The 16,838-nt window shown below is 70.4% G+C and carries 14 protein-coding genes; 10 read left to right on the top strand and 4 right to left on the bottom strand.

The window, feature by feature from the left end; genetic code table 11:
* Positions 1 to 45 precede the first annotated feature (45 nt).
* The 9 genes from ACZ4Z3_RS02685 to ACZ4Z3_RS02645 all read left to right on the top strand — a co-directional run bounded on the left by ACZ4Z3_RS02685 (position 46) and on the right by ACZ4Z3_RS02645 (position 10,331).
* Positions 46 to 1,101 carry an iron ABC transporter substrate-binding protein gene (locus ACZ4Z3_RS02685; RefSeq protein WP_468499323.1) on the top strand — a complete coding sequence of 352 codons (1,056 nt, stop codon included), beginning with the start codon at positions 46 to 48 and terminating at the stop codon, positions 1,099 to 1,101.
* Between the two features lie 6 nt (positions 1,102 to 1,107).
* Positions 1,108 to 2,712 (top strand): ABC transporter permease, encoded by a 1,605-nt coding sequence (locus tag ACZ4Z3_RS02680; RefSeq protein ID WP_468499322.1) that lies wholly within the window; start codon positions 1,108 to 1,110, stop codon positions 2,710 to 2,712.
* The gene (locus tag ACZ4Z3_RS02675) at positions 2,709 to 3,926 is read left to right on the top strand and encodes an ABC transporter ATP-binding protein (protein WP_468499321.1); all 1,218 of its coding nucleotides are present in this window, start codon (positions 2,709 to 2,711) and stop codon (positions 3,924 to 3,926) included. The genes ACZ4Z3_RS02680 and ACZ4Z3_RS02675 overlap by 4 nt, the downstream gene beginning before the upstream one ends.
* A 297-nt stretch (positions 3,927 to 4,223) precedes the next feature.
* Positions 4,224 to 5,534 (top strand): ABC transporter substrate-binding protein, encoded by a 1,311-nt coding sequence (locus ACZ4Z3_RS02670; protein ID WP_468499320.1) that lies wholly within the window; start codon positions 4,224 to 4,226, stop codon positions 5,532 to 5,534.
* Positions 5,535 to 5,657: 123 nt separating this feature from the next.
* Positions 5,658 to 6,644 carry a carbohydrate ABC transporter permease gene (locus ACZ4Z3_RS02665; RefSeq protein WP_468499319.1) on the top strand — a complete coding sequence of 329 codons (987 nt, stop codon included), beginning with the start codon at positions 5,658 to 5,660 and terminating at the stop codon, positions 6,642 to 6,644.
* Positions 6,641 to 7,534 (top strand): carbohydrate ABC transporter permease, encoded by an 894-nt coding sequence (locus tag ACZ4Z3_RS02660; protein WP_468499318.1) that lies wholly within the window; start codon positions 6,641 to 6,643, stop codon positions 7,532 to 7,534. The genes ACZ4Z3_RS02665 and ACZ4Z3_RS02660 overlap by 4 nt, the downstream gene beginning before the upstream one ends.
* A gap of 34 nt (positions 7,535 to 7,568) precedes the next feature.
* A complete protein-coding gene (locus ACZ4Z3_RS02655) occupies positions 7,569 to 9,581 on the top strand; it encodes a beta-galactosidase (RefSeq protein ID WP_468499317.1) in 2,013 nt (670 codons plus the stop codon).
* 127 nt (positions 9,582 to 9,708) lie between these two features.
* Positions 9,709 to 9,918, top strand: a complete 210-nt coding sequence (locus ACZ4Z3_RS02650; protein WP_468499316.1) for a type II toxin-antitoxin system VapB family antitoxin — start codon at positions 9,709 to 9,711, stop codon at positions 9,916 to 9,918.
* Positions 9,915 to 10,331 carry a PIN domain-containing protein gene (locus ACZ4Z3_RS02645; protein ID WP_468499315.1) on the top strand — a complete coding sequence of 139 codons (417 nt, stop codon included), beginning with the start codon at positions 9,915 to 9,917 and terminating at the stop codon, positions 10,329 to 10,331. Before ACZ4Z3_RS02650 ends, ACZ4Z3_RS02645 begins: the two co-directional genes overlap by 4 nt.
* Before the next feature lie 138 nt (positions 10,332 to 10,469).
* On the opposite strand, the gene ACZ4Z3_RS02640 is transcribed toward ACZ4Z3_RS02645, so the two are convergent.
* The 4 genes from ACZ4Z3_RS02640 to ACZ4Z3_RS02625 form a co-directional block, all read right to left on the bottom strand.
* Positions 10,470 to 11,903: a GH1 family beta-glucosidase gene (locus tag ACZ4Z3_RS02640; protein WP_468499314.1), complete on the bottom strand. Its 1,434-nt coding sequence runs from the start codon at positions 11,901 to 11,903 to the stop codon at positions 10,470 to 10,472.
* A gap of 127 nt (positions 11,904 to 12,030) precedes the next feature.
* A complete protein-coding gene (locus tag ACZ4Z3_RS02635; protein WP_468499313.1) occupies positions 12,031 to 12,948 on the bottom strand; it encodes a carbohydrate ABC transporter permease in 918 nt (305 codons plus the stop codon).
* Positions 12,949 to 12,958: 10 nt separating this feature from the next.
* The gene (locus ACZ4Z3_RS02630; RefSeq protein ID WP_468499312.1) at positions 12,959 to 13,963 is read right to left on the bottom strand and encodes a carbohydrate ABC transporter permease; all 1,005 of its coding nucleotides are present in this window, start codon (positions 13,961 to 13,963) and stop codon (positions 12,959 to 12,961) included.
* A gap of 5 nt (positions 13,964 to 13,968) precedes the next feature.
* Positions 13,969 to 15,330, bottom strand: coding sequence for an ABC transporter substrate-binding protein (locus ACZ4Z3_RS02625; protein ID WP_468499311.1), 1,362 nt, complete (start codon positions 15,328 to 15,330; stop codon positions 13,969 to 13,971).
* A gap of 440 nt (positions 15,331 to 15,770) precedes the next feature.
* On the opposite strand from ACZ4Z3_RS02625, the gene ACZ4Z3_RS02620 reads away from it, so the two are divergent.
* On the top strand, positions 15,771 to 16,826 hold the full coding sequence (locus ACZ4Z3_RS02620) for a LacI family DNA-binding transcriptional regulator (protein WP_468499530.1): 1,056 nt from the start codon (positions 15,771 to 15,773) through the stop codon (positions 16,824 to 16,826).
* The last annotated feature ends 12 nt before the right edge of the window (positions 16,827 to 16,838 follow it).

The raw sequence follows: 16,838 nt of genomic DNA, 5'->3' as shown, positions 1-16,838 counted from the left end.
ACGACCCCTTGGTGCACCGGTGAGCCGCGTAGGAAAGGCACACATATGCGACCCCCTCTGGGTGGCCGGATCTTCGCGCTCGTCGCGGCCGGTCTGCTGCTCCCCGCCCTCGCCGCCTGCGGCTCCGGCGACGACACGGACGGCGGGTCGGGTGAGGCGGGCGACACGACCCTCGTCATCTACACCGGCCGCAACGAGAAGCTGGTCAAGCCGATCCTGGACAAGCTGGAGAAGGCCGTGGGCGCCGACGTCGAGGTGCGCTACGGCGACAGCGCCGAACTCGCGGCGCAGATCCTGGAGGAGGGCGACCGCACCAAGGCCGGGCTGTTCTTCTCCCAGGACGCCGGGGCGCTCGGCGCGCTCTCCCGCGAGGGCATGCTGGCGAAGCTGCCGCAGGCCACCCTCGACAAGGTCGACAAGGCGTACCGCGGCGGCGAGGGCGACTGGGTGGGCCTGTCGGGCCGCGTCCGCGTCATCGCGTACAACCCGGACCGGGTGAGCGCGGACGACGTGCCGGACAGCGTCCACGACGTGGTGAAGCCCAAGTGGAAGGGCAAGGTCGGCTTCGCGCCCACCAACGCCTCCTTCCAGGCGTTCGTCACCGGGATGCGCGTCCTGGAGGGCGACGACGCGGCCCGGAAGTGGCTGGAGGACCTCAAGGCCAACGGGTCCAAGACCTACACCAACAACCTCGCCACCCTCGACGCCGTGGAGGCCGGCGAGGTCTCGCTGGGCCTCGTCAACCACTACTACTGGTACGAGCGGGTCGCCGAGAAGGGCGTGGACGGCGTCGACGCCAAGTTGCACTTCCTGCCCGGCAAGGACCCCGGCTCGCTCATCAACGTGGCCGGCGCCGGCGTCCTCGCCGCGAACGAGGACCAGGCCGCCACCGCGCGGAAGGCCGTGGACTACCTGCTGTCCAAGGAGGCGCAGACCTACTTCGCGGACACGACGAAGGAGTACCCGCTGGCCGCGGGCGTCACCAGCTCCGTCGAGGGGCTGCCGCCGTTCGAGTCGCTCCAGTCGCCCGACATCGACCTCGGCAAGCTGGAGTCCCTCCAGGAGACCCTGGCGATGCTCCAGGACGTCGGGCTGGTCTGACGGGCCGTGAAACCGTCGCCGACCGCCGCGCGGACGCAGTCCGGGCGCGCGAGGGCCACCCCCCGCCCGGCGGAGAAGACCGCCTCCTTCGCCGGACGCGGGGCGCGGCGCAGGCCACCCCTGGTCCTGCTCGTCCCCGCCTGCGTGGCCGCCCTCTTCGCCCTGCTCCCCCTCGGCTATCTCGCCGTCCGCGCGCTCGAACGCGGCCCCGCCTTCGCCTGGGAGGTCGTCGCCGACGAGCGGACGCTGGACCTCCTCGGGCGCAGCCTGGGCCTGACCGTCGTGGTCGTCGCCGCCTGCGTGGTCCTCGGGGTCTCGCTGGCCTGGCTGACGGTGCGTACGGCGCTGCCGGGCGCCCGCTTCTGGTCGGTGGCCGCGACGCTGCCGCTGGCCGTGCCCAGCTATGTGGCGGCCTTCGCCTGGCTGTCGGCCGCACCGGACCTCGCCGGGTTCGGCGGCGCCGCGCTCTCGCTGACCCTGGTGAGCTTCCCGTATGTACTGCTGCCGGTCGCGGCGGCGCTCAGGGGCATCGACCCGGCGCAGGAGGAGGCCGCGCGCTCTCTCGGGCACGGTCCGCTCCGTACGTTCCTCCGGGTCACTCTGCCGCAGCTGCGTCCGGCGGCGGCGGGCGGGGCACTGCTCGTCGCGCTGTACGTGCTCTCGGACTTCGGTGCCGTCTCGCTCATGCGGTACGACACGTTCACCCGGGCCATCCACACCTCGTACCGGGCCTCCTTCGACCGCACCCCCGCCGCCGCGCTCAGCGTCGTGCTGGTGCTGATGACGGTGGCCCTGGTCGCCGCGGAGGCGCGTACGCGCGGCCGTGCCGGGCACGCCAGGACCGGTGGCGGCACCGCGCGCCCGGCGGTGCCCGCGGCGCTCGGCCGCTGGAGGCCGCTCGCCCTGCTGTGGTGCGGTGCGGTGGCCGCCGTGGCCGTCGCCTTCCCGCTCGGCACCCTCGGCTACTGGCTCGCGGTCGGCTCCTCCGCCACCTGGGACCTAGGCGGCCTCACCGAGACGGCCTGGGCCACGCTCGGCGTCGCCGCGGCGGGCGCCGCCCTCACCACGCTCCTCGCCCTGCCCGTCGGTGTGATCGCCGCCCGGCACCGGGGGCGCGGGGCACGGCTGCTGGAGCAGGCCGCCTACGCCGGGCACGCACTCCCCGGCATCACGGTCGCCCTGTCCCTGGTCTTCTTCGCCGTCCACTACGCCTACCCGCTCTACCAGCGGCTGCCGCTGCTGGTGTGCGCGTACGCCGTCCTCTTCCTGCCGGTCGCGGTGGCCGCCACCCGCGCCGCCGTGCTCCAGGCCCCGCCCGTCCTGGAGGACGTGGCCCGCTCGCTCGGCCGCCGGCCCTGGCAGGTGCTCCGCGAGATCACCGTCCCGCTGGCCGCGCCGGGCGTCGCCGCAGGGGCCGCGCTGACCTTCGTCGTTTGCATGAAGGAACTCCCGGCGACCCTGCTCCTGCGCCCCACCGGCATGGACACCCTCGCCACCCGTCTGTGGACCGAGACGGGCGCGGGCTCCTTCGCGGCGGCCGCCCCGTACGCCGCCGCGCTCATCCTGTTGGCCGCCGTGCCTTCGTACCTGCTGGGGAGGCACCGATCATGAACGAGTCGCACACGAGCGAGCCGGGCACGGACGTACCGGACACACACGCGTCCACCACGGACCAACCGCACACGATCGAACAAGAACCGTCACAGCGGCGGGGGGACGGGTTCGAAGCAAACGAGCCGCACGCAAATCCGGAGCAGTCGGACGACCCGCACGGCAACGCGCTCCACGTCGAGGGCCTCACGAAGTCCTACGCGGCCGGTCACGAACCGGTCCTGCGCGATCTCCGGCTCACCGTCCCGGCGGGTGCCCTGGCGGCCGTCCTCGGCCCCTCCGGGGGCGGCAAGACGACCCTGCTCAGGATCGTCGCCGGGTTCCTGCGGGCCGACGCGGGCACCGTCCGGCTCGGCGGACGGACCCTGGCCGGGCCCGGCGTCCATGTGCCGCCGGAGCGGCGCCGCATCGGGATCGTGCCCCAGGAGGGCGCCCTCTTCCCCCACCTGAGCGTCGCCCGCAACGTGGCCTTCGGGCTCACCGGGCTGACCCGGGGCGAACGGCGGCGGCGCACCGGTGAGCTCCTGGAACTCGTCGGCCTCGCCGGATACGGCGACCGGATGCCGCACGAGCTCTCCGGCGGCCAGCAGCAGCGCGTGGCCCTCGCCCGGGCCCTCGCGCCCCGGCCCCAGCTCGTGCTGCTGGACGAGCCGTTCAACGCCCTCGACAGCGCCCTCAGGGCGGGCGTACGGGCCGACGTCCGCGCCGCGCTGCGGGCGACCGGGGCCACGGCGCTCCTCGTCACCCACGACCAGCAGGAGGCGCTCTCCACGGCCGACCTCGTCGCCGTCGTCCGGGACGGCCGCGTCGCCCAGTGCGCCACCCCGCAGGACCTCTACCGCCGCCCGGCCGATCCCTGGGTCGCGGGCTTCGTCGGCGACGCGGTGCTGCTGCCCGCCACCGTCGGCGGCGACGGCACGGCCCGGACCCCGCTCGGCGCCGTGACGCTCGCCGCCGCGCCCGACCGGCCGGCCGCGGGCACCGTGCTGCTCCGCCCGGAACAGCTCCGGCTCACCGCCCCGGCCGCCGAGGGCGCCGTGCGGGGCACGGTCACCGACGTGTGCTTCTACGGCCACGACGCCATGGTCACCGTCGCCGTCGAGGGCCATGACACCCCGGTCGGCGTGCGCGTCGCGGGCCCGCTGCCGGTGCGGCCGGGCGAGGCGACGGGCGTCCGTGTCACGGGCGAGGCGACCCTGCACACCGCGGGCTGAACGACCCGGTACCCGGCGGGCTGAACAGGCCGTCCGCGCGACGGGTCCTGTGCGGTCGCCGCACCCCTCAATACGTGTATATGACACCTAGTGAGATGGCTCACGTATGTGACGGTCACGTTTCGACGAACTGGGATTACGTTTCAACAAAGGGGGACAGCAAGGCTTGACGCGCGACCTGGCGGAGGGCTGTTATGGCGACCACCGTGTTCGGTCAAGTTGGTTTCTGGTCGGTTTCGATCAATAACCGACGAGGGCCTCTTAATGACCGAACCACTTGTCCCCAGGGAGCCGTTCATGCATCTCACACCTTCCGGTCTCTCCGTGCCCGGCACGAGCCGCCGCACCCTGCTGCGCGGCATAGGCGGGGCCGCGGCGCTCGGCGCGGGCGTCCCGCTGCTCAGCGCCTGCGGCGGCAGTGGCGGCTCGGCCACTGACTCGAAGACCGTCTCGCTCGGCTCCAACGCCTCCGACGCGGTGCCGAAGAAGGCGTTCGCGGAGATCTACGCCGACTTCGCCAAGAAGTCCGGCATCAAGGTCGACGTGAACACCAAGGACCACAACACGTTCCAGGAGCAGATCAACTCCTATCTGCAGGGCACGCCGGACGACGTGTTCCACTGGTTCGCGGGCTACCGGATGCAGTTCTTCGCGGCCAAGGGGCTGGCCAGCCCGATCGACGACGTCTGGAAGACGATCAGCGGGAACTTCCCCGAGGCGATGAAGAAGCTGAGCCAGGGTGAGGACGGCAAGTTCTACTTCGTGCCGCTGTACACGTACCCCTGGGCGCTGTTCTACCGCAAGAGCGTCTTCAAGGAGAAGGGCTACGAGGTTCCCACCACGTGGGACCAGCTCATCGCGCTGTGCAAGCAGATGAAGAAGGACGGCCTGGTCCCGATCGCCTTCGGTGACAAGGACGCCTGGCCCGCGATGGGCACGTTCGACCAGATCAACTTCCGTGCCAACGGCTACGACTTCCACGTCGAGCTGATGGCGGGCAAGGCCTCCTGGACGGACGCCAAGGTCCGCAAGACGTTCGACCTGTGGTCCGAGCTGCTGCCGTACCACCAGGAGGGCGCGGTCGGCCGTACCTGGCAGGACGCGGCGCAGACGCTGGTGTCGAAGAAGGCGGGCATGTACCTGCTGGGCTCGTTCGTGGGCCAGCAGTTCACCAACAAGGCCGACCTGGACGACCTGGACTTCTTCGCCTTCCCGGAGATCGACCCGGCGTACGGCCAGGACACCGTCGAGGCCCCCACCGACGGCTTCATGATGAGCAAGAGCCCGAAGAACAAGGCCGGCGCCGTCAAGCTCCTGGAGTTCCTCGGCACCCCCGAGGCGGAGCAGATCTACCTCAAGGCCGACCCGAACGTGGTGGCCGCCTCCACCAAGGCCGACACCTCCTCGTACACGCCGCTGCAGAAGAAGGCGTACGAGATGATCTCCGGCGCCAAGAGCCTGACGCAGTTCATGGACCGCGACAGCCGCCCGGACTTCACCTCCACGGTGATGCAGCCGTCGCTGCAGAAGTTCATCCGTGACCCCAAGGGCATCGACAGTCTGCTCTCGTCGATCGAGCGTCAGAAGAAGACGATCTTCGCGTCCTGACGGCCGACCGTCCCGACGGCCGCCCCACGACCGCTCCCGCGGTCAGGCAGGCGGCCGTCGGGGCGGCTGTCCCCAGGACTGTCCGCCCCCAAGACCGTCCTCACGACTGGATGACCGACAGACATGACGACCTCACCCACCAAGAGCCCGGAAGCGCCCGCGCCGCCTCCGGGCTCCACCCCTGCCCCGAAGACGGCGGCCACCAAGGTGCCCCAGGGGCACAAGCGCCTCCTCACCCGGCGTGACCGGCTCACGCTGGGCCTGATGGCGGGCCTGCCGACGATCCTGCACGTCGCCCTCGTCTGGGTGACCGCGCTCGCCTCGATCCTGCTGGCGTTCACCACCTGGGACGGCATCGGCTTCGACTCCATCGAGTGGGTCGGGCTGCACAACTTCTCGGAGCTGTTCACCAACAACCCGCAGTTCTGGCCCGCGGTCGAGCACAACATCGTGTGGTTCGTCGTGCTGATCCTGATCCCGACGCCGATGGGGCTGTTCCTCGCGGTGCAGCTGGACAAGCAGATCCGCTTCAGCCGCGTCTACCAGACCGCGTTCTTCCTGCCCGTCGTGATGTCGCTCGCGGTCATCGGCTTCGTGTGGCAGCTGATCTACAACCCCGACACGGGCCTGATCAACAGCATCATCGGCGCCAACAAGCCCGGCCACTACATCGACTGGATCGGCGACCCGGACCTGAACCTGTGGGCGATCCTGATCGCCGCGTCCTGGCGCCACACCGGCTACATGATGATCCTCTACCTGGCCGGTCTGAAGAGCGTCGACCCGTCCCTGCGGGAGGCCTCCGCGCTCGACGGCGCCAACGAGTGGCAGACGTTCAAGAACGTCATCTTCCCGACCCTGCGCCCCACGAACACCGTCGTGCTGGTCGTCACCATCATCGAGGCCCTGCGCGCCTTCGACCTCGTCTTCGTCTTCAACAAGGGCGCCGAGGGCACCGAGCTGCTGTCGATCCTGGTCACCAACAACATCATCGGTGAGTCCAGCCGTATCGGATACGGCTCGGCCATCGCCGTCGTCCTGCTGGTGATCTCCCTCGCCGTGATCATCCCCTACCTGATCGCGACCTTCCGGAAGGAGCGGCGCGCATGAGCACCACCGTCGCCACCGATGCTCTGAAGAAGCGCACTCCCGTCCGCCCCGCCCGGGTCCTGCTCCACGTCTTCCTCGGCGGCGCGGCGCTCGCCTGGCTCGCGCCCCTGCTGTGGGCGCTCTACGCGGCGATGCGCCCGTACGGCGAGACCAGCGAGAAGGGCTACGTCTCCTGGCCCGACAAGCTGAGCTTCGACAACTTCACGAACGCGTTCACCCAGTCGGACATGACGCACTACTTCGTGAACACGCTGATCATCGCCGTGCCCGCGGTGCTGCTGACGCTGTTCCTGTCGTCGATGGTCGCGTTCTACGTCAGCCGCTTCGACTTCCGCGTCAACCTCTTCCTGCTGCTGGTGTTCACGGCCGGCAACCTGCTCCCGCAGCAGGTCATCATCACCCCGCTGTACCGCCTGTACCTGCTCGTCGACCTGCCCGGCATCACGGTGAGCGGCAAGCTGTACGACTCGGCGCTCGGCCTGGTCCTCATCCACGTGGCCTTCCAGTCCGGCTTCTGCGCCTTCGTGCTGAGCAACTACATGCGGTCCCTGCCGCACGAGCTGACCGAGGCCGCCCTCGTCGACGGCGCCTCCGTGTGGCGGCTTTACTGGCAGATCGTGCTGCCCCTGTGCAAGCCCGCGATGGCCGCCCTGGCGACACTGCTGTCCATCTGGATCTACAACGACTTCTTCTGGGCGCTGGTGCTGATCTCCACCGGTGAGAACATGCCGATCACCTCGGCGCTGAACAACCTCTCCGGCCAGTACTTCACCGATCCCAACCTGGTCGCCGCCGGCGCCCTGCTCACCGCCATCCCGACGCTGGTCGTGTACTTCGCGCTCCAGCGACAGTTCGTCAGCGGTCTGACGCTCGGCGCCAACAAGGGCTGACACCGGCCCCGTTCGAAAGAGAACCACCCGACCCATGAGCCCCCTGAACGTCCCCGGCATCGCGTACGGCGGCGACTACAACCCCGAGCAGTGGCCCGAGGAGGTCTGGCACGAGGACGTACGCCTCATGCGCGAGGCCGGCGTCACCATGGTGAGCGTCAACATCTTCTCGTGGGCGCTCCTGGAGCCCCGCGAGGGCGAGTACGACTTCTCCCGCCTGGACCGCGTCCTCGCCCTGCTCCACGAGAACGGCATCGCGGCCGACCTGGCCACCCCGACGGCGGCGCCCCCGGCGTGGTTCTTCCGCGCGCACCCCGAGGCGCTGCCGGTCGACAAGGACGGCCGCACCCTCTCGTACGGCAGCCGCCAGACGTTCTGCCCATCGAGCCCCGCCTACCGCGAGGCGGCCCTGCGGATGGCCGGCGAACTCGGCCGCCGCTACGCCGACCACCCGGCGGTGGTCATGTGGCACGTCCACAACGAGTACGGCTGCCACAACGGCGAGTGCCACTGCGACACCAGCGCGGCGGCGTTCCGCGTCTGGCTGCGGGAGAAGTACGACGACGACCTGGCGGCGCTCAACGACGCCTGGGGCACGACGTTCTGGAGCCAGTGGTACTACGACTGGGACGAGATCATCCCGCCCCGCGCCACCGGTGCCGTCCCCAACCCCACCCACCAGCTGGACTGGCGCCGCTTCTGCAGCGACGCGCTGCTGTCCCTGCTGAAGGCGGAGCGGGAGGTACTGCGGCGCGCGGCCCCCGAGGTGCCCGCCACCACCAACTTCATGGTGATGTACAACTTCGACAGGCTGGACTACTGGCGCTGGGCGCCCGAGCTGGACATCGTCTCCAACGACCACTACCTCCAGTCCACGGACCCCGAGTCGGAGATCGACATCGCGCTCAGCGGCGACCTGGTCCGCTCCCTCGCGGGCGGCCGTCCCTGGCTGCTGATGGAGCACTCCACCGGCGCGGTCAACTGGCAGCCGGTCAACCGCGCCAAGGCGGCGGGCGAGCTGCGCCGCAACGCGCTCTCCCACGTGGCGCGCGGCGCCGACGGCATCGCCTACTTCCAGTGGCGGGCCGCGAAGGCCGGTGCCGAGCAGTGGCACTCGGCGATGCTCCCGCACGCCGGCACCGACAGCCGCATCTGGCGGGACGTCGTCGCACTGGGCGCGGACCTGAAGGCGCTGGCGGAGGTGCGAGGCAGCACCGGCACCGCCGAGGTGGCCGTCGTCTGGGACTGGGACGCCTGGTGGGCCGTCGAACTGCCCTCCCAGCCGAGCGGTGAGCTGCGCTTCCAGGACCTGGTGCGGGCCTGGTACGAGCCGCTGTGGCGGTCCGGCGTGGCGGTGGACTTCGTCCGCCCCGACGCGGACCTGTCGGCGTACAAGCTGGTCCTCGCGCCGAGCCTGTACCTGGTGGACGACGAGGGCGCGGCGAACCTCACCGGCTTCGCGGAGCGGGGCGGCACGCTGGCCGTCGGCTTCCACAGCGGGGCGGTCGATCAGAACTGCCACATCCGCCTCGGCGGCTACCCGGGCGCGTTCCGCGAGGCGCTGGGCGTCCACACGGACGAGGTCTTCCCGCTGCTGCCGGACGAGTCGGTGGAGCTGACCGGGCTCGGCGAGGGCGCGCGGGGCGTCCTGTGGTCCGAGCGGGTCGCGCTGCGGGGCGCCGAGTCGGTCGCCACGTACGCCTCCGGCCCGCTCGTCGGGGTCCCGGCGGTGACCCGCCACGCGTACGGCACGGGCACGACCTGGTACGTGGCGACCCGCCCCGACCCGGACGCCCTCGCGTCGCTGCTGGACCGCATCCGCGAGGAGGCGGGCGTCCACCCGGTCCGCACGACCCCGCCGTCCGTCGAGGCGGCCCTGCGCTGCGGCCCGGAGGCGGACTACGTGTTCCTGATCAACCACGCTGAGTCGGAAGCCGAGGTCGAGGTGGCCCCGAACGCCGTAGACCTCCTGACGGGCACCCCCGTCACCACCGGCTCCCTGAAGCTGGCGGCCGGTGACGTGGCGGTGGTACGGGAACCGCGCTGACGGTCGAGACCTGCCGGGGGCGCCCGTACGAGCACTGACTCCGGAGTCGGTGCCCGTACGGGCGCCCGGCGTTTTCCTCCCTCCACGGATATACTGATTCATCCTTTGGATATCCAGGAGGTTCCCCGTGGCCAAGACGCTGATCGACATCGATGAGGACCTGCTGGCGGAGGCCGCCATAGCGTTCGGGACCAGGACGAAGAAGGACACCGTCAACGCGGCGCTGAGGGACGGCGTGGAACGCAAGAAGCGGGCGCTCGCGCTGGCCCGGCTGGCGGCGAAGGCGGACGCGGGCGACTTCGACGTGCTGCTGGACAAGGAGACGTACCGTCGGTGAGCACCGCCTCCTACCTCATCGACACCAGCGCCCTGGTCCGCATCCTGCGGCGCCCGGCCCGTTCCGTCTGGGAGAGGCCCCTGCAAGAAGGGCTGATCGCGCGCTGCCCCCTCACCGAGGTCGAGTTCCTCTACAGCGCGAAGAACGCGGAGGACCGGGCGGAACTGGTCCACGATCTTGACGCGCTGTTCGGCTGGACGCCCTTGGACGAGCGGGCCGTCACACGGGCGTGGGACGTCCAGCGGGAGCTCACCGAGAAGGGGCGGCACCGCAGTGCCGCGGTGGATCTGCTCGTCGCCGCGACCGCCGAGCTGCAGGGCCTGACGATGCTCCACTACGACCACGACTTCGAGACGATTGCCTCGGTCACCGGTCAGTCGACGCAGTGGCTCGCGGCGCCGGGCAGTCTCTGAAAGCCCTGGTGAAACGTGACAACCCCGAGGGGCGCGGTGCTCCCCTAATGGCACCGCGCCCCTTGCCCCCGTTCCCCCGGAGGGTCTCCCCTGCCCTCCGTTCGTGGCCGAGGGCTTCGCGGGCCCCCGGCGTCGGTGTTACTGCGTGGGTGCCGCCAGCGGCGGGAGGGCGCCCGTCTTCGCTGCCTGGGAGTACCAGAGCGCGCTGGACTTGGGCGTGCGGGTGAGCGTCGCGTAGTCCACGTAGACCGCGCCGAAGCGCTTGCCGTAGCCGTAGGCCCACTCGAAGTTGTCGAGGAGGGACCACAGGTAGTAGCCGCGCACGTCCGCGCCCTCGGCGATGGCGCGGCGCACGGCGCGCAGATGGCCGTGGAGGTAGGCGATGCGCTCCGGGTCGTGGACGCGGCCGTCGCTGTCCATCTTGTCGTCGTAGGCCGCGCCGTTCTCCGTGACGTACAGCGGCAGGCCGGGCGCCTCCCGCGTGTACCGCATGATCAGCTCGTGCAGGCCGGTCGGGTCGATGGTCCAGCCCATCTCCGTGCGCTCGCCCGGCGTCTGGTGGAACAGCACGTCGTCCGCCGCCGGCCACGGCGAGTGCTCGCTCGCGCCGTGGCCGTCCGCCCGCGGCCCGACCATGTCCGGCGACGCCGCGCCGACCAGCGTGGGCGTGTAGTAGTTCAGGCCCAGCGCGTCCAGCGGCTGGTGGGCCGTCGCCACGTCACCGTCCTGCACGAACGACCAGTCCGTCAGCTGCGACGTCGCCGCGAACAGCGACTCCGGGTACGCCCCGTGCAGCATCGGCCCGTGGAAGACCCCGTTCGCCAGGTCGTCGATCTTCCGGACCGCCGCCAGGTCCTCCGGGGTGTTCGACAGCGGCCGCACGACGGACGAGTTCAGGCTCACCGCCACCGAGTTGCGCGCCGGCATCACCGAGCGCAGCGCCACCGCGCCGAGACCGTGCGCCAGGTTCAGATGGTGGGCCGCGCGCAGCGACGCCACCGGGTCCGTACGGCCCGGCGCGTGCACCCCGGAGCCGTAGCCCAGGAAGGCGCTGCACCACGGCTCGTTCAGCGTGATCCACTGCTCGACGCGGTCGCCCAGCGCCTCGCCCACGATCCGGGCGTACTCGGCGAAGCGGTACGCGGTCTCGCGCTCCGGCCAGCCGCCCGCGTCCTCCAGCTCCTGCGGGAGGTCCCAGTGGTAGAGCGTCACGGCCGGCTTGATGTTCTTCGCCAGCAGCTCGTCGACCAGCCGGCGGTAGAAGTCCAGGCCGCGCTGGATCGCCGGGCCCCGGCCCGTCGGCTGCACCCGCGACCAGGAGATCGAGAAGCGGTAGGAGGAGAGACCCAGGTCCGCCATCAGCGCCACGTCGTCGCGGTAGCGGTGGTAGTGGTCGACAGCGATGTCACCGGTCTCGCCACCGGCCGTCTTGCCCGGCGTGTGGCTGAAGGTGTCCCAGATGGAGGGCGTGCGGCCGTCCTCCCGCACCGCCCCCTCGATCTGGTACGCGGACGTCGCCGCGCCCCAGAGGAAGGCGGGAGGAAAGGTCACTGGCGTCGTGGGCTCAGGCATGGAAGCGCTCCCATTGGTGGTCGATCAGACCGACGATGTGGGTGGGGGGAAAGAGAACTGAGGGAGGGAGGGGCCGGGGCGGCGGTGGCCCGGCCCCCAGGGGGTGCGAGAACGGACGGCGCGGGGGTCAGCCCTTCACCGCGCCCTGCATGATGCCCCCGACGATCTGCTTGCCGAAGATCGCGAAGACCAGCAGCAGCGGCAGCGTGCTGAGCAGCGCGCCCGCCATGATCAGGGCCTGGTCGGGGGTGTAGCCCCGGCCCAGACCGGCGACCGCGACCTGCACGGTCGGGTTGCCCAGCTGGGTCAGGACGAGGAACGGCCAGAGGAAGTCGTTCCAGGTCTGTACGAACATCAGCATGCCCAGCACGGCCATCGCGGGCCGCGCGGCGGGGAAGACCACGTGCCAGACCACCCGCCAGCTGCTCGCGCCGTCGACGCGGGCCGCCTCGATGATCTCGTCGGGCAGCGCCTGGAGCAGGTACTGCCGCATGAAGAACACACCGAACGCGCTCACCAGCGACGGCAGGATGACCGCCTGGAGCTGGTCGGTCCAGTCGAGCTTGGCGACCATCATGTACAGCGGGATCACCTGGAGCTGCGGCGGCACCATCATGGTGCCGATCACGATCAGCATCAGCGCGCCACGGCCCCTGAACCTCAGCTTGGCGAAGGCGAACCCGGCGATGGTCGACAGGAAGACGACGGTCAGCGAGGAGACACCCGCCACGATCGTGGTGTTGAGGAACGCCTCGCCGAGGTTGGCGTCCTTCCAGGCCACTTCGATCTTGTCGAAGAGGTTCGCGCCGAACCAGAACGGCGGCGGGGTCTCCGCCAGCCGCGCGTTGTCACGGGAGGCGGCGACGGCCGTCCAGAACAGCGGGAAGAGCGAGATCAGGGTGAACCCGACGAGGATGATGTAGGCGACGGGCCCGGCGTGGTGCTGGCCGCCCGCCCGCGCGGCCTTCGGCCCACGCCTGCGCCCGCCGTTCCGGGGCGGCTCGGGCGCCGCGTCGGCCGGGGGCTTGGTGATTGTCGTCGTCACGGCCGGTCTCCTAACTACTGGCGCGCAGCCGGCGCGAGATGACGTAGTTGATGATTCCGACCACGATGAGGATCAGGAACATCGTCCAGGCGATCGCCGAGGCGCGGCCCAGGTGCTGGTTCACCCAGCCCTGCTCGTACAGGTAGAGGCCGAGGGTCTGGAACTGGTGCTGGGAACCGCCGGACGCGCCCTTGTTGGCGTCGAACAGCAGGGGCTCGGCGAAGAGCTGCGAGGCACCGATGGTCGAGACGACGCAGGTGAACAGGATGGTCGGGCGCAGCGACGGCAGCGTCACATGGAGGAACTGCTTCCAGCGGCTCGCGCCGTCGAGGGCCGCCGACTCGTACAGGTCCTGCGGGATCGCCTGCATCGCGGCCAGGTAGATCAGCGCGTTGTAGCCGGTCCAGCGCCAGATGACGACGGTCGACACGGCGATCTTCGAGTACCAGGTGCCGTTCTGCCAGTCGATCTGGTCCATGCCGAACAGCCCCAGGAACCAGTTGATCATCCCGTAGTCACGGCCGAAGAGCAGCACGAACACCAGGGTGGCGGCGGCGATCGACGTGGCGTACGGGGCGAGCATCACGACCCGGTAGAAGGTCGAGGCACGGAGCTTGTAGTTGAGGATGTGCGCGATGCCCAGCGCCATCATCAGCTGCGGGACGGTCGAGATGACCCCGATGATCAAAGTGTTCTTCGCCGCGTTCCAGAAGAACTCGTCGTCGAAGATGCGGGTGAAGTTGCGCAGCCCCACCCAGCTCATGTCGGTGGGGGCGGTCAGCTCCACCGCGTGCAGCGAGGCCCAGCCGGTGTAGAGCAGCGGGAACAGGCCGAACGCGACGAACAGCAGGAAGAAGGGCGAGACGAAGGCGTACGGGCTCCAGCGCACGTCCCGCTGCCAGCGGCGGGACAGCCGGGCCCGGCGGCGTTCCTCGGTCGCGGACTCCGCGGGCGGGCGGGCCGGGGCCGCGCCCCCCTTGACGGGGGGCGCGGCGGCGTCGTGCCGTGTGGGCATACCGGTCACTTGTCCAGTGCGTTGTCGATGGTCTTGACGGCGTTCTTCCAGGCCTCCGCGGCCGACTTGCCCTGGGCCACGAGGATCACGCCGTTGTCGGTCAGGCCCTGCTGGATGATCTGGTCCTTCGGGCCGATCGTCTGCACGGGGATGTTCTTGGCGGCCTCGGCGAAGATCGTGCCGATCGGCGCGTCACCGGTCATGTCGTTCTTCGCGTTCTTGACCGCGGCCGAGTCGTAGGCGGCCGGGGTGCTGGGGAAGCTGCCCTGTACGGCGAAGAGCTTCGCCTGCTGCTCGGGAGCCGTCAACCAGGCGGCCAGCTTCGCGGCCTCCTCGGCGTTCTTGCCGTTCTTCGGCACGGACAGGAAGGAGCCGCCCCAGTTGCCGGACTTCGGGGCCTGGGCGATCTCCCACTTGCCGGCCGCCTCGGGCTTCGACTTGCCCTTGATGTAGCCGAGCATCCACGGCGGGCAGGACATCGCGGCGAACTTGCTGTTGGCGATCGTGGTGTCCCAGGCGGGCTGGAACTGCGTCTGGTTGCCGACCAGCCCGTCCTTGGCGGCCTTGGCCGTGAGGTCGAAGGCGTCCTTGACGGCCGGGTTCGTCTTGTAGATGACCTCACCGGAGGAGTCGTAGAACCGGTCCTTCTCACTGCTGAGGATCGCCTGCAGCAGACCGCCGGGGGAGTCCAGGAACGTGGTGCCCTTGGGCGCCTTCGCCTTGTACTTGTTGCCGGTCTCCACGAGCTTGTCCCAGCTGCCCGCCCACAGCTTGCCGACCTCCGCACGGTCGGTGGGCAGTCCGGCCTTCTCGAAGAGGTCCTTGCGGTAGCAGATGGCCATCGGGCCGACGTCGGTGCCGAGGGCGACGGTCTGCCCGCCGGAGGTGGTGCCCTGCTGCCACTTCCAGGGCAGGTAGTCGTCCTTCTTGCCGTACTTCGACAGGTCGAGCAGCTTGTCCGACTGGGTGCCGACGATCTCGGCGATGTTGCCGACCTCGACCATCTGGATGTCCTGCAGACCGCTGCCCGTGGTCAGGTGGTTGAGGAGAGCGGGGTAGTAGTTCTCGTTCCGCTCCACGACGGTCTGCTGGATGTCGATGTCCGGGTGGAGCTTCTCGTACTCCTTGTACAGGCCGGACTCCTCGAAGCCCGCGGTGCCGAACAGCCCCAGGGTGATCTTGGTCTTGCCGCCACCACTACCCGACGACGTGTCGTCCTCGTCCTTGCCGTCGTCGGCACAGCCGGCGAGCAGCCCGGCGCCCAGCGCGGCGACAGCCGCGATGACCACCGTCTTGCGCGTAGTGCGGGCGATTCGGGTGCCCCCGCCCGACCGCGGCCGAGAGTGGGGGAGGGTACGTGCTCGCATTGCGTCCTCCTGATGCCCTGACGTGCCGACCCCCCGGCCAACTGCGTTGTTGGACCCGTTTTTTCACTGCTGCGGCTCGGGCGGGGAACGTGCGGGATGTGTAAGTGCCAGGTACTGTGGGAGCGCTCCCACAAGTGATGTGTTGAAGAGTCGTCGGTTCGTGCGGGGGTGTCAAGGGAGTCGGCGCGGAGAGATGTCTTCGGTTATCGGGCTGTTAACTATCCCCGGGACCGAGGGTCGAGCATGCCCCGAACCGGCGGCCGGCGCGACCGGGGGGACTTCAGAGGTCGGCGGGATCGGGGAGACGGACAGGTCGGCGACGGGGTCCCCGCCGGTCCGGGGGCCGGGCCCGGCGTTCGGAACAGGGGTCGCCGGACATCGTCCGAGGAGCGGGACTGTTAGATTCCACGCCAGCGCGGTGTGAACGGGAGGCGACCATGGTGGCAGGCCACGGAGCACGGGGCCGAAGCGGCCGGCGGCCGACCCTGGAAGAGGTCGCCGCACGGGCCGGTGTCGGCCGCGGCACGGTGTCCCGGGTGATCAACGGCTCGCCACGGGTCAGCGAGGCGACCCGGGCGGCGGTCGAGGCGGCCGTCGCGGAGCTGGGCTACGTCCCGAACACGGCGGCCCGCGCCCTCGCCGCGAACCGCACCGACGCGATCGCGATGGTCGTGCCCGAGCCGGAGACCCGCTTCTTCTCCGAGCCGTACTTCTCCGACATCCTCAAGGGCGTGGGCGCCCAGCTCTCCGACACGGAGATGCAGCTCCTGCTGATCTTCGCGGGCAGCGACCGGGAGCGCCGGAGGTTGGCCCAGTACCTCGCGGCCCACCGGGTCGACGGGGTCCTGCTGGTCTCCGTGCACGCCGACGACCCGCTGCCGGACCTGCTGTCGCAGCTGGAGATCCCGGCCGTGATCAGCGGTCCCCGCTCCGAGCACGAGACGCTGCCCTCGGTCGACTCCGACAACTACGGCGGCGGCCGCTCGGCGGTGGAGCACCTGATCGAACGCGGCCGTTCCCGGATAGCCACGATCACCGGCCGCCTCGACGTCTACGGCGCCCAGCGCCGTATCGAGGGCTACCGCGACGCCCTGGAGGACGCGGGGCGCGAGGTGGACGAGCGGCTGATCGTCCCCGGTGACTTCACGGAGGACGGCGGCCGCCGGGCGATGTGGGAGCTGCTGGAGCGCTGCCCCGACCTCGACGCGGTCTTCGCCGAGTCCGACGTGATGGCGGCCGGTGCCCGTCAGGTCCTCCGCGAGGCCGGGCGCCGACTGCCCGACGACGTCGCCATGGTGGGCTACGACGACTCCGCCATCGCCCGCCACATGGACCCGCCCCTCACCAGCGTCCGGCAGCCGATCGAGGAGATGGGCCGCGCCATGATCGACCTCCTCCTCGACGAGATCGCCGACCGCCGTCCGGCGATCTCGCGGGGCCTGGAACGCCGTCAGGTGGTCCTGCCCACGGAGCTGGTGGCGCGGGCGTCGTCCTGAGCGCGGCCGGCC

This window comes from Streptomyces sp. NPDC030296 (assembly GCF_055572815.1).
Note: the sequence above shows the minus strand (reverse complement) of the source record. Positions and strands in the feature narration are given on the sequence as shown.